9 protein-coding genes are annotated in these 11,400 nt (G+C 70.4%); 5 read left to right on the forward strand and 4 right to left on the reverse strand.

Annotated elements, in window-relative coordinates:
• Positions 1 to 40: 40 nt before the first annotated feature.
• Positions 41 to 2,521: a ThuA domain-containing protein gene (locus J7E88_RS03830; RefSeq protein ID WP_215177136.1), complete on the reverse strand. Its 2,481-nt coding sequence runs from the start codon at positions 2,519 to 2,521 to the stop codon at positions 41 to 43.
• Between the two features lie 198 nt (positions 2,522 to 2,719).
• On the opposite strand from J7E88_RS03830, the gene J7E88_RS03835 reads away from it, so the two are divergent.
• The 4 genes from J7E88_RS03835 to J7E88_RS03850 all read left to right on the forward strand — a co-directional run bounded on the left by J7E88_RS03835 (position 2,720) and on the right by J7E88_RS03850 (position 6,886).
• Complete coding sequence (locus J7E88_RS03835) at positions 2,720 to 3,703, forward strand: multicopper oxidase domain-containing protein (RefSeq protein ID WP_215177140.1); 984 nt, start codon at positions 2,720 to 2,722, stop codon at positions 3,701 to 3,703.
• Between the two features lie 295 nt (positions 3,704 to 3,998).
• On the forward strand, positions 3,999 to 4,796 hold the full coding sequence (locus J7E88_RS03840) for a VOC family protein (RefSeq protein ID WP_215177142.1): 798 nt from the start codon (positions 3,999 to 4,001) through the stop codon (positions 4,794 to 4,796).
• A gap of 69 nt (positions 4,797 to 4,865) precedes the next feature.
• Positions 4,866 to 5,123 carry a WhiB family transcriptional regulator gene (locus J7E88_RS03845; protein ID WP_215177144.1) on the forward strand — a complete coding sequence of 86 codons (258 nt, stop codon included), beginning with the start codon at positions 4,866 to 4,868 and terminating at the stop codon, positions 5,121 to 5,123.
• Positions 5,124 to 5,539: 416 nt separating this feature from the next.
• Positions 5,540 to 6,886: an SDR family NAD(P)-dependent oxidoreductase gene (locus tag J7E88_RS03850; protein ID WP_215177146.1), complete on the forward strand. Its 1,347-nt coding sequence runs from the start codon at positions 5,540 to 5,542 to the stop codon at positions 6,884 to 6,886.
• 9 nt (positions 6,887 to 6,895) lie between these two features.
• Here the strand turns inward: J7E88_RS03850 and J7E88_RS03855 are convergent, their stop codons facing one another.
• Positions 6,896 to 7,870 (reverse strand): acyl-ACP desaturase, encoded by a 975-nt coding sequence (locus tag J7E88_RS03855; RefSeq protein WP_215177148.1) that lies wholly within the window; start codon positions 7,868 to 7,870, stop codon positions 6,896 to 6,898.
• Between the two features lie 207 nt (positions 7,871 to 8,077).
• Positions 8,078 to 9,724 (reverse strand): ABC-F family ATP-binding cassette domain-containing protein, encoded by a 1,647-nt coding sequence (locus J7E88_RS03860; protein ID WP_215177150.1) that lies wholly within the window; start codon positions 9,722 to 9,724, stop codon positions 8,078 to 8,080.
• A gap of 342 nt (positions 9,725 to 10,066) precedes the next feature.
• Here J7E88_RS03860 and J7E88_RS03865 point away from each other — a divergent pair, with 342 nt between their 5' ends.
• Positions 10,067 to 10,891, forward strand: a complete 825-nt coding sequence (locus tag J7E88_RS03865; RefSeq protein WP_215177152.1) for an isocitrate lyase/phosphoenolpyruvate mutase family protein — start codon at positions 10,067 to 10,069, stop codon at positions 10,889 to 10,891.
• Positions 10,892 to 10,907: 16 nt separating this feature from the next.
• On the opposite strand, the gene J7E88_RS03870 is transcribed toward J7E88_RS03865, so the two are convergent.
• A complete protein-coding gene (locus tag J7E88_RS03870; protein ID WP_215177154.1) occupies positions 10,908 to 11,324 on the reverse strand; it encodes an SsgA family sporulation/cell division regulator in 417 nt (138 codons plus the stop codon).
• Between the last annotated feature and the right edge of the window lie 76 nt (positions 11,325 to 11,400).

Genomic DNA, 11,400 nt, shown 5'->3' on the forward strand with positions numbered 1-11,400 from the left:
AGCAGGGCCGTCCACAGGCTCGCCGTTCGGTGTCCCGTTCTCACTGCGCCGCCTTCCTCGCCAGCTGGTCCGCGGCCGGGGTCGCCCCGCCGCCCTTGTAGGTCACACGCCACAGCGCGGAGTTGGAGTCGGAGGTGAAGAAGCCGCGGCCGTAGTCGAGCACGTACAGCGAGCCGTCCGGGGCGAACTTCCAGTCCATGAGGTTGCGGATGCCGCCGGCGCCGACGGGGACGATCTTCTTCAGGGACTCGGCGTGCACCGGGATGCCGCCCTGCCCCACGGTCCGCGGATCGGTGAGCACCGCGTGCCGCGGCTGGTCTCCGTCGTAAAAGTCACCGACGAACCACTTGCCGTCCCAGTAGGAGGGCCACTTGACGCGGGAGTCGCTCGCCGCGTCGAAGCGGTAGACCGGACCGTTCATCGTCGCCTGGCCGCCGCCCCTGAGCCACGGCATGAGCAGCTTCTGCTCCTCCTGCTTGTAGCTCGGGACGCCGTTCGCGTCACGCGGGTAGTCCACGCCGCCGCCCTGCGGCGAGTACCAGATGGTGTTGGCCGTGACGGGCGGCAGATTCACCAGACCGTCGTTGTTCGGTGACTCGTTCTTCGGCGCGTCGCAGTCGTACCAGCCGAGCGGCACGCTGGGGTCCGGCAGATTCCGGTCGCGGTAGGGCTGCTTGTTGCCCATGCAGTACGGCCAGCCGTGGTTGCCCGCCTTGGTGATCGCCGCGAAGGTGTCGTACTTGGCCGGGCCCCACGTCGTCGACGGCGCGCCCGCGTCGGGGCCGACCCAGCCCGCGTAGAGGATGTCCGTCTGCTGGTCGACGAAGACGCGCGCCGGGTTCCGTACGCCCATCACATAGATCTCACCGCGCGTCTTGCCGCCGCCCTCGGCCATCTCCCGGCCCGTGAACAGATTGCCCTCGGGGAGGGTGTAGGTGCCGTCGTCCTCGGGGTGGATCCGCAGGATCTTGCCGTTGAGGTTGTGGGTGTTGCCCGCGGTGCGGCGCGCGTCGGCGAACGAGACGCCCTGGAAGTCCGGCTCCGGGTTGTTGCCGGAGTAACCGCCGCTGAAGCCCGAGGAGTTGTTGTCACCCGTGGCGATGTAGAGGTTGCCTTTCGAGTCCCAGGCCATGCCGCCGCCCGCGTGGCAGCAGCTGTGGATCTGTACCGGCCAGTGCAGCAGCACCTTTTCGCTCGCCGTATCGAGCGTGTTGGTGGCGAGGTCGAGTGTGAAGCGGGAGACGCGCCGCTCGGCCGTGTGCGTATCGCGGTTGATCCGCGAGTGCGGCGTGTAGTGCAGATACACCCAGCCGTTGGTCATGAAGTCCGGGTCGAGCTCGATGCCGAGCAGGCCTTCCTCGTTCTTGATCAGCTCGTCGCCGCCGCCCTTGTTGCCGAAGACGGTCAGGGCACCGGCCTTGGTCACCTTGCCCGTTGACGGGTCGTAGACGTGGATCTCGCCGTTGCCCTTGCCGATGTTGGGGTTGTTCCAGTCCCTGACGACCGGCACGCTCGAGTCGGCGCCGCCGCGACCGATGTAGAGCACCCGGCCGTCGGGTGCCACGACCAGGCCGTGGGGTTCGCCGATCTGGTCGTTCCGGCCGGGCTGGTTGGGCTTGGTGACGCGCTCGGCCGTGTAGTTGGCGTCGATCGTGGCCTTGCAGTCGGCCTGCGACAGGCGCGTCGTCCATGCGAGCGCGCCGCGCAGGTGGTCGCGGAAGTCGCTCTCGGCGAAGCTGTCGACCGTACCGCCCATACCGGTGTAGAAGGACCGTCCGCCGTCGTAGTCGCGGCACCAGGAGACCGGGTGGTCCCAGCCGTTGGGCTTCTCGGCAGGGGTGTACGAATTTTCCTTGAGCCGGGCCACGGTGTGCACCGCTCCGGAAGGATTCTGCGCCCAGTTGAACCACTTGTCGGGCCGCCGCCAGTTCAGCGGGAGGGACCGGGTGGCCGGATGCCGGCGGTCACCGACCTCGACGACCGCCCGCTGGGTGCTGCTCGCGGGCCCTGCCGGCCGGGCGCCGATAAGCCCGGTGAACCAGTCCGAGTACGGCTCCGTGCGCGCGGCGTCGTGGATGCCGACGAATCCGCCGCCCGCCTCCAGGTACGACTCGAGCCCGGCCTCCTGCTCCGGGTCGAGCACATCGCCGCCGCCGGTCAGGAACACGACCGCGTTGAACCTGCCGAGCCGCTTGGCGTCGGTGAACACGGCCGGGTCGTCGGTGGCCTCGGTCCTGAACCGGCCTTCGGCGGGACCGGTCAGCCCGATCGTCTCGATCGCGGAGATCCCCGCGTTCACGGTCGGCGACTCCTGGGTCGCCGATGCGTGGAAGACGAGCACCCTCACGTTCGCGCCGCCCGGCGGAGAGGGGAGGGACAACGTTGTCGGGGGCGCATCCGGATACGGTCTGGCCGAGGCGGCGTTGCCGCCCAGGAGTGAAGCGGTCAGGGCTCCGACGCCAAGTGCCGCACCCAGAAGCCCTCTTCGGGATCTCGACCGGTGATGTGGTGCGCGCTGCATGTGGTCACCCACCCCTCTTTGGTCACAACGACAGCCGTTGAAGCTAGACCTCTTTTGACGGTTCGCCAATAGGTATGGCCGGAGAAGAACGAACTTTGTCCTGACCGTGGATAAACAGAGGGGGCCCGGCTACCGTATGGCCGTCCCCGGGGGCGCCGCCACGCCCCTCAATCTCCGCCGACGACTGGAGAGTTCGGCATGGACAGACGCAGCTTCAACCGGCGCCTGATCGCGGGCGGCGTCGCGGCCACGGGAATGACATCGTTGTCCCCTGCCTCGACCTCCAACGCCGCCCCCGCCGCGGCAGCGTCACCGAAGACTGCCCCGGCAGGCGGTCTGGTACGCCACCTCAAGCTGTACGCCGAGAAACTGGCGAACGGTTCGATGGGCTACGGCCTGGAGAAGGGCAAGGCGACCGTCCCTGGCCCGCTGATCGAACTGAACGAGGGCGACACGCTCCACATCGAGTTCGAGAACCTGATGGACGTGCCCGTCAGCCTGCATCCGCACGGCGTCGACTACGACATCCACAACGACGGCACGAAGATGAGCCGGAGCCATGTCGAACCGGGCGCCACCCGCACCTACACCTGGCGCACCCACGCCCCCGGCAGACGGGCCGACGGGACCTGGCGGCCCGGCAGCGCGGGCTACTGGCACTACCACGACCACGTCGTGGGCACCGACCACGGCTCCGGAGGCATCCGCAAGGGGCTCTACGGCCCGCTGGTGGTGCGCAGGAAGGGCGACGTCCTCCCCGACAAGCAGTTCACGATCGTCTTCAACGACATGACGATCAACAACCGGCCGGCCGCCGATCCGCCCAACTTCCTTGCCACCGTGGGCGACCGCGTCGAAATCATCATGATCACGCACGGCGAGTTCTATCACACCTTCCATCTGCACGGTCACCGCTGGGCGGACAACAGGACGGGCCTGCCGGCCGGTCCGGAGGATGTCAGCCAGGTCATCGACAACAAGATCACCGGCCCGGCGGACTCGTTCGGCTTCCAGGTGATCGCGGGCGAACACGTGGGCGCGGGGGCCTGGATGTACCACTGCCACGTGCAGAGCCACTCGGACATGGGGATGGCCGGGCTGCTGCTGGTCGCGAAGGAGGACGGCACGATCCCGGGCCACGAGCCGCACCACCCTGCCACCGACGGCGGCCACGCGCACTGAGTCGCTAGGCGGACACGCCGAGGTCCCACACCTTCCACGCGGTGTACGGCGCGGCCTTCACGTGGATGCGCGGGCCACGGCCGACCACCCGGCGGCGCGCCCTACCAGTGCGCCGGCCTTTCTGGACGTCATGACGCCGATCCTGCCCATGCGTCGGGCGCACCCGCAACGCACTTGAGCCGGGCGCGAATCGCCGTGGAGTCGGTACTGCGTGCGTCCGGCGCTGTTCGGTAGCAGACTCGGCAGGGACCGCGGTCGCAGGAACCGCCGCCCGGGGGGCCACGAAGGAGGGACCATGCTGAGCACCGACTACGTCACCGGCTCCCCGAACTGGATCGACCTGGGCACGCCTGACCTCGATGCGGCCGCCTTCTTCTACGGCAGGCTGTTCGGCTGGGAATTCGCGTCCGCCGGGCCGGAAGCGGGCGGCTACGGCATGTTCCGCCTCGACGGCAGGACCGTCGCTGCCGGCATGACCGTGCCGGCCGAACAGGCCCCCGCCGGCTGGAGCGTCTACTTCCAGACACCGGACCTCGACGCGACGGCCGAAGCGGTCGAGGGCCATGGCGGCTCGGTGGTGTACGAGCCGATGGACGTCTTCGACCAGGGTCGTATGGCGGTCTTCATGGACCCGTCGGGGGCGGGCTTCTCCGCCTGGCAGCCGCGCATCAACAAGGGACTCGACGCCGTCAACGACCCCGGCACGCTGTGCTGGCTGGAGCTTTACACCCCCGAGCCGGACTCCGCGCTCGCCTTCTACCGCACCGTCCTCGGCTGGGAGACGGACACGATGCCGCTCCCGGACGGCAGCGGCGACTACACCCTGATCAGGCCGGGCGGCTCGGACCCCGAGGCGGCGTTCGCCGGAGCCGTACCGCTGACGGCGGATCCCCGGGAGAAGGCCCAAGGACCCTTCTGGCTCCCGTACTTCGAGGTCACGGACTGCGACGCGAGCACGGCCACGGCCCAGGAACTCGGCGGCGAGATCAGGATGCCCCCGACCACGATGGAGGGGGTGGGCCGCTTCGCCCGGCTCGCGGATCCGGCGGGTGCGCGGTTCGCGGTGCTGCGGGGTGTGGAGCAACGGAGCTGAAGGGCTGGGCCCCGGCTTGTTGACGCTTCATTGATCGGCTGTTTATCGCCACGCGGCAAGGTGACCTGCATGGCGATCAACACCATCATCGAGCCGGAACTGGCCTGGCAGGAGACAGCGCTGTGCGCCCAGGCGGGCCCGGAGTTCTTCTTCCCGGCCCCCGGATCATCCACCCGCGAGGCGAAGCAGCTGTGCGGAGCGTGCGAGGGGCGGGTGGCGTGCCTGGAGTACGCGCTCGCGCACGACGAGCGATTCGGCGTATGGGGCGGCCTTTCGGAGAAGGAGCGGCACCGGCTGAAGCAGGGCCGCGAGCGGGCGGGGCGCTAGCTTCCGCCGCACGGTCCCGCCCGCCCGCCGGTGGCACCGACGCCGCGGGGGAGGGCGCGCCGACCTGCGGTGATCCGGAGAGGGCGGGTGCCCCGTCGAGCGGGGGCGGGCACGCGGCGCACGTGGCGCTTCCGTTCCCCGGGCCGTACCGAGTTGCAGTGGTCCGCGGACGGCGCTGCCCAGACACCGGCCGACTGCTCGCGGGGCGGGCAGGGTGTTGCGCTCGCGCCGTATTCAGTGTCGTTCGCCACGTATGGCCATCGACCCGGCGCCACGCACCGGTACGACGAGCCCGTGAACATCCATCCCTGAGCCCGCGTCAACCCCCTACCCCGCACCGCGGTGGGGATATCCGGATGCTCCGGTCGACGTGCTGTCGTTAAGATCGCCCGGAGTCACGGGGGTGGTGCGGCGGTATGAACGACCAGGTCACGAACGACGAGCTCGACGCATTCGGCGTCATGGTGCAACGGCTGCGCACACTGCCCCTGGGGGATCCGCGGCGGATGCGGGGCGAGGAGATCGCCGCGACCTTCGCGCGGGAGAGCCGCAACCTGCGCCGCAAGGCCGTGCGGCACGCGCGGTCACAGGCGGATGCCGCTCTCGCGGCCGCGACCGCCACCGGAGCGCTCGACCGGCGGGAGGACGCGCCGCTCGAGGCCGTCGAGCCGGGCAGGGGCGTCGAGCACTACGCACGGCCCCGGCACTGCTATGTCTGCAAGACGCTCTACCGACAGGTCGACAGTTTCTACCACCGCCTCTGCCCGCCCTGCGCCGAGGACAACACCGCCAGGCGCTCGCTGAGCACCGACCTCCACGGCCGGCGGGTCCTGCTCACCGGCGGCCGCGTGAAGATCGGCTTCCAGCTTGCCCTGATGATGCTGCGGGACGGCGCGGAGCTGCTGGTCACCAGCCGGTTCCCGGACGACACACTGCGCCGGTTCCGGGCCGTGCCCGGCAGCGGCGAGTGGCTCGACCGGGTCACCGTCGTGGCCGTCGATCTGCGCGACCCCCGGCAGGTGCTGGGCCTGTGCGAGCGGCTGCGTGCCGCCGGCGAGCCGCTGGACATCCTCGTCAACAACGCGGCCCAGACCATCCGCCGCCCGCCGGAGGCCTACGCGCTCCTGGCCGCGGGGGAGAGCGGCGTGCCGCGGCCCCGTGTGCTCATGGCGCCCGGGTACGCGCCCATGGCGGCCGTCGGGGCAGCGGACGGCGCGCTCTCCCTCGTACTGTCGGAGCCGGAGGAGGCCGACGAGGCGGGCCTGCTGCCCGACCTCGCGCCGGAGAACTCGTGGTCGGTGCGGCTCGGCGGGCTCGACCCCGCGGAGCTGCTGGAGACCCAGCTGGTCAACGCCCTCGCACCGGCGCTCCTCGCCGACCGCCTGCTGCCGCTGTTGATGGCCTCGCCCCGGCCGCGGCGGTACATCGTCAATGTGACCGCCGTGGAGGGACGGTTCGCGGTACGCAACAAGACGGCACGCCACCCGCACACCAACATGGCCAAGGCGGCACTGAACATGCTCACGCGCACGAGCGCGGCGCAGCTCGCCGCCGAGGGCGTGCACATGTGCAGTGTCGACACCGGCTGGATCACGGACGAGAATCCGGCGCCGCGCAAGGCGCGGATCGCCGCCTTCGGCACCCGTACGCCCCTGGACGTCGTCGACGGAGCCGCCCGGATCTACGATCCGATCGTGCGCGGCGAGGCCGGGGACCCGGTCGCCGGCGTGTTCCTCAAGGACTACCAGGAGGCCGCGTGGTGAGACGCGGGGTCAGCGCCCGGCGCGTGCCGCCATGCGGGCCTTGCGGGCCGCGAGCTTCTCGTCGAACTTCGACGCCTCCGCGTCGAGCCCGCCCATGTACAGGCCGAGCTCTTCCTGCGCCTTGAGGCCATCGGGACCCAGGCCGTCGATGTCCATGACCTTAAGGAAGCGCAGCACGGGCTGGAGGACGTCGTCGTGGTGGATGCGCATGTTGTAGATCTCGCCGATCGCCATCTGCGCGGCCGCGCGCTCGAAGCCGGGCATGCCGTGCCCGGGCATCCGGAAGTTGACCACGACGTCACGGACGGCCTGCATGGTCAGGTCGGGGGCGAGCTCGAACGCCGCGCCCAGCAGATTGCGGTAGAAGACCATGTGCAGGTTCTCGTCCGTCGCGATGCGCGCCAGCATCCGGTCGCAGACGGGGTCGCCCGACTGGTGGCCGGTGTTGCGGTGCGAGACGCGGGTCGCGAGCTCCTGGAAGGCGACGTACGCGACGGAGTGCAGCATCGAGTGGCGGTTGTCCGACTCGAAGCCCTCCGCCATGTGCGCCATGCGGAACTGCTCCAGCTTGTCCGGGTCCACGGCGCGTGACGTCAGCAGGTAGTCGCGCATGACGATGCCGTGCCGGCCCTCCTCCGCGGTCCAGCGGTGCACCCAGGTGCCCCATGCTCCGTCGCGGCCGAAGAGGGAGGCGATCTCGTGGTGGTAGCTGGGGAGGTTGTCCTCGGTCAGCAGGTTCACCACGAGGGCGATCTTGCCGATGTCGGTGACCTTGGACTGCTCCGGCTCCCAGGCCTCGCCGTCTTCGAAGATGCCCGGGAAGTTCCGGCCGTCGCTGAACGGCACGTACTCGTGCGGCATCCAGTCCTTGGCGACCTTGAGATGGCGGTTGAGTTCCTTCTCCACCACCTCTTCCAGCGCATACAGCAGCCGGGCGTCGGTCCACGCTTCCGAGCTGCCGAGGTGGGGAGAGGTGATCGTCACGAGTGCTCCTGGGGCGGGTCGAGTAATACTTACGGCTTCGTAGGTTACGAGACCGTAGGTTAAGGGTGCGATAAGGCCTCGGCCAAGCCCGGATCCGTAATGTCCCTTTACGCTCAGTTATGGCGGCAGGTGGCGGAACGGAAGGGAGAGGCACGTCACCGCACTGGGGGAGGGCCGCGCCCCAAGCGGCCCTGCCACCCCGACCGGTCAGTCCGCCGGAAACACCTCCGTCCGCAGCTCGTCGGCCGAGATGTCCCGCAGCCCCTCGTCGTCGAGCAGCAGCCGGCGCGTGACCCCGATCGACTCCAGGAACGCCAGGTCGTGGCCTGCCACGATCAGCGCGCCCTCGTAGGACTCCAGCGCCGCCGTCAGGCGGCGCACGCTCGCCATGTCGAGGTTGTTCGTCGGCTCGTCCAGCATCAGCAGCTGTGGGGCCGGCTCTGCCAGGAGCAGGGCCGCGAGGGCCGCCCGGAAGCGCTCACCGCCCGAGAGCGTGCCCGCCCGCTGGTCGGCGAGGGCCCCGCGGAACAGGAACCGCGCCAGCCGGGCCCGGATCGCGTTGTTCGTCGCACCCGGCGCGAAGCGGGCCACGTTCTCCACCACGCTCAGTTCGTCGTCGAGCAGGTCGAGGCGCTGTGGCAGGAAGCGCAGCGGCACCTGGGCGGCCACTTCGCCCCCGGTCGGCGCCAGCTCTCCGGCCACAGTGCGCAGCAGCGTCGTCTTGCCGGCGCCGTTGCGGCCGACCAGCGCGATGCGCTCGGGCCCGCGCACCTCCAGCTCTCCGGGCACCTCCGTCCCGTGCCGCAGCCGCAGCCCGCTCAGCCGGAGCACTTCCTTGCCCGGGTGGACGGTGGTGTGCGGCAGTTCGATCCGGATCTCGTCGTCGTCGCGCACGGCCTCCGCCGCCTCGTCCAGACGCTCCTTCGCCTCCGTGAGCCGTTCCGTGTGCATGATGCGGTGCTTCCCGGCCGACTCCTGCGCGGCGCGTTTGCGGGCGCCCATCACGATCTTCGGCTCCCGCTTGGTGTCCCACATCTTCTGGCCGTACCGCTTGCGGCGCGCCAACTTCACCTGGGCGTCCGCCAGTTCGCGCTTCTGTCGCTGTACGTCGGCCTCCGCGACGCGCATCATCCGCTCCGCCGCCTCCTGTTCGACGGCAAGCGCCTCTTCGTATGCCGTGAAGCCGCCCCCGTACCAGCTCACCTCGCCGTCCCGCAGGTCGGCGATCCGGTCGACTAGTTCGAGCAGTTCGCGGTCGTGACTGACGATCACCATGACCCCGGACCAGGCGGTGACCGCGTCGTAGAGTCTCCGGCGCGCATACAGATCGAGATTGTTGGTGGGCTCGTCGAGCAGGAGCACGTCCGGCCGGGCCAGCAGCAGGGCCGCCAGCCGCAGCAGGACGCCCTCGCCGCCGGAGACCTCGCCGATGGTGCGGTCCAGGCCGATGTGCCCGAGCCCGAGCTGGTCGAGAGTGGCGCGGGCGCGTTCCTCGACGTCCCAGTCGTCGCCGACGGCCGTGAAGTGCTCCTCGCTCGGATCGCCGCCCTCGATGGCGTGCAGCGCCGCGCGCGTCGCCGCGATGCCGAGCACCTCGTCGACCCGCAGTCCGGTGTCGAGGACCAAATTCTGCGGCAGGTAGCCGACCTCGCCCGCGACGCGGACGGTGCCCGACGTGGGGGCGAGATCACCGGCGATCAGCTTCAACAAGGTGGACTTTCCCGAGCCGTTGAGCCCGATCAGGCCCGTGCGGCCGGGGCCGACGGCGAGCTGGAAGTCGTCGAAGACCTCCGTCCCGTCCGGCCAGGCGAAGCCGAGGGAGGAGAGGGTGATGAAGGTGGGGGTGAGGGTCATACGGGTCTCCCGGTTGCATGGAAGGGGGCAGGGCAACGGGTGGAGACACCGGGACACGTGGCGACGGAGCCGTACGGGATCAAAAAGAGGTCCCGGTCGGCCGGAAAGCGGACGGCGAGGCGTCGAGGTCGCACACATGCGCGCAGGGCGGAAGCCGGGCTGCACGGTGTCTCAGAACCTCAGACGAGCAACGTCCTACTCCGATCGACGACAACAGAACCGTCCCTCACGGTAGGGAGCGGGACGCGAGGCTGTCAACGCGATTAAAGTGCGAGCCGGGCCCCGGCGTTGATGTCGCAAACCTGCCAGCGGCCGCAGGGTGAGCGCTGATTGAGTGCGGGCATGACGAACCTCCGTGACCTGGCCCTCCGCTTCCACGCCCTGCACGCCACCGGCCGCCCGCTGCTCCTGGCCAACGCCTGGGACACCGCGAGCGCCCGCATCATCGCGGACGCCGGCGCCGCGGCCGTCGCCACGACCAGCGCCGGGGTCGCCTGGGACCTCGGCGCCGCCGACGGTGACCGGCTGGACCGGACCGCCGCGCTCGCACAGGTGGCCCGCATCGCCTCGGCCGTCGGCGTGCCCGTCACGGCGGACGTCGAGGGCGGCTACGCGGTCGATGCCGACGGCGTGGCCGAGACCGTGCGCGCGGTGCTGGCCGCCGGCGCCGTGGGCATCAACATCGAGGACGGCCCGCGGCCCGCGGACGAACACGTCCGCCGGATCGCCGCGGCACGCGCGACGGCCGACGCGGCCGGTGTTCCCCTCTTCGTCAACGCCCGCATCGACGTGTACCTCGCGGGAATCGGCGCGGAGAAGGACCGGCTGCCCGAGACGCTGGAGCGGGCCGCCGCGTGCGTCGCCGCCGGGGCGGACGGGGTCTTCGTGCCCGGGGTGACCGACCCGGGGACCGTGCGGGCCCTGGCACAGGGCATCGGCGCGCCGCTGAACGTGATGGCCGGCCCCGGCGCCCCCGATGCGGCCGAGCTGGGCCGGCTCGGGGCGGCGCGCGTCAGCGTCGGATCGGGGATAGCGCAGGCCACGCACGCCGTTGTGCGCCGAGCCGCGGTCGAACTGCTTCGGACGGGCACATACACGTCGCTGGCCGGCGGTTACGACTACGGGGAGCTCAATGCCCTGATGGGGAAGGGCCGGAGGGACATGTAGCGGATCGCCCCTCGGATCAGCAGGCGTCGCGCAGCAGCTCGGCCAGTTCGTGGTCGAGGTCCAGATGCAGGTGCTCGCTGCCCGCCGGCACCAGGCTCTGCGCCCGTGCGAGGAAGCGGCGCAGCTCGCCGGTGCGGAGGTGCACCACCGCGATGCCCTCCGGGGCGTGGAACTCCAGCACCGTACGGTCGTAGCCGTACGGCCGCACCCGTACGTCTCCGACACCGGCTGCCGCATGGACCCCCTCCGCCAGCAGCTCGCGGGAGAACGCCCACGAGGTGTCGATTCCCTCCAGTGTCGCCGGCGCCGGGAAACCGATGCGCACGGCGAAGGGGTCCCGGCGGTCGTAGTGCAGCGTCGCCGGAACCGACTTCGTACGAGGTGCCGAGGAGACGAGGCGGGCATGAACGGCCTGCTCGATGACGGTGGACAAGGCCCGCTCCTTCGTGTGCGGCTCGGTGGAATCGTCGGACCCGGGGCTCCCGGACACCGGGGAAGACGGTCGATCA

The sequence above is a fragment of the Streptomyces sp. ISL-10 genome (genome assembly GCF_018614575.1).
GTDB lineage: Bacteria > Actinomycetota > Actinomycetes > Streptomycetales > Streptomycetaceae > Streptomyces.

Bases quoted from the DNA above. Each gene is read 5' to 3' on its own strand.
- J7E88_RS03830 (WP_215177136.1), bottom strand. From the start codon at position 2,521: ATGCAGCGCGCACCACATCACCGGTCGAGATCCCGAAGAGGGCTTCTG.
- J7E88_RS03835 (WP_215177140.1), top strand. From the start codon at position 2,720: ATGGACAGACGCAGCTTCAACCGGCGCCTGATCGCGGGCGGCGTCGCG.
- J7E88_RS03840 (WP_215177142.1), top strand. From the start codon at position 3,999: ATGCTGAGCACCGACTACGTCACCGGCTCCCCGAACTGGATCGACCTG.
- J7E88_RS03845 (WP_215177144.1), top strand. From the start codon at position 4,866: ATGGCGATCAACACCATCATCGAGCCGGAACTGGCCTGGCAGGAGACA.
- J7E88_RS03850 (WP_215177146.1), top strand. From the start codon at position 5,540: ATGAACGACCAGGTCACGAACGACGAGCTCGACGCATTCGGCGTCATG.
- J7E88_RS03860 (WP_215177150.1), bottom strand. From the start codon at position 9,724: ATGACCCTCACCCCCACCTTCATCACCCTCTCCTCCCTCGGCTTCGCC.
- J7E88_RS03865 (WP_215177152.1), top strand. From the start codon at position 10,067: ATGACGAACCTCCGTGACCTGGCCCTCCGCTTCCACGCCCTGCACGCC.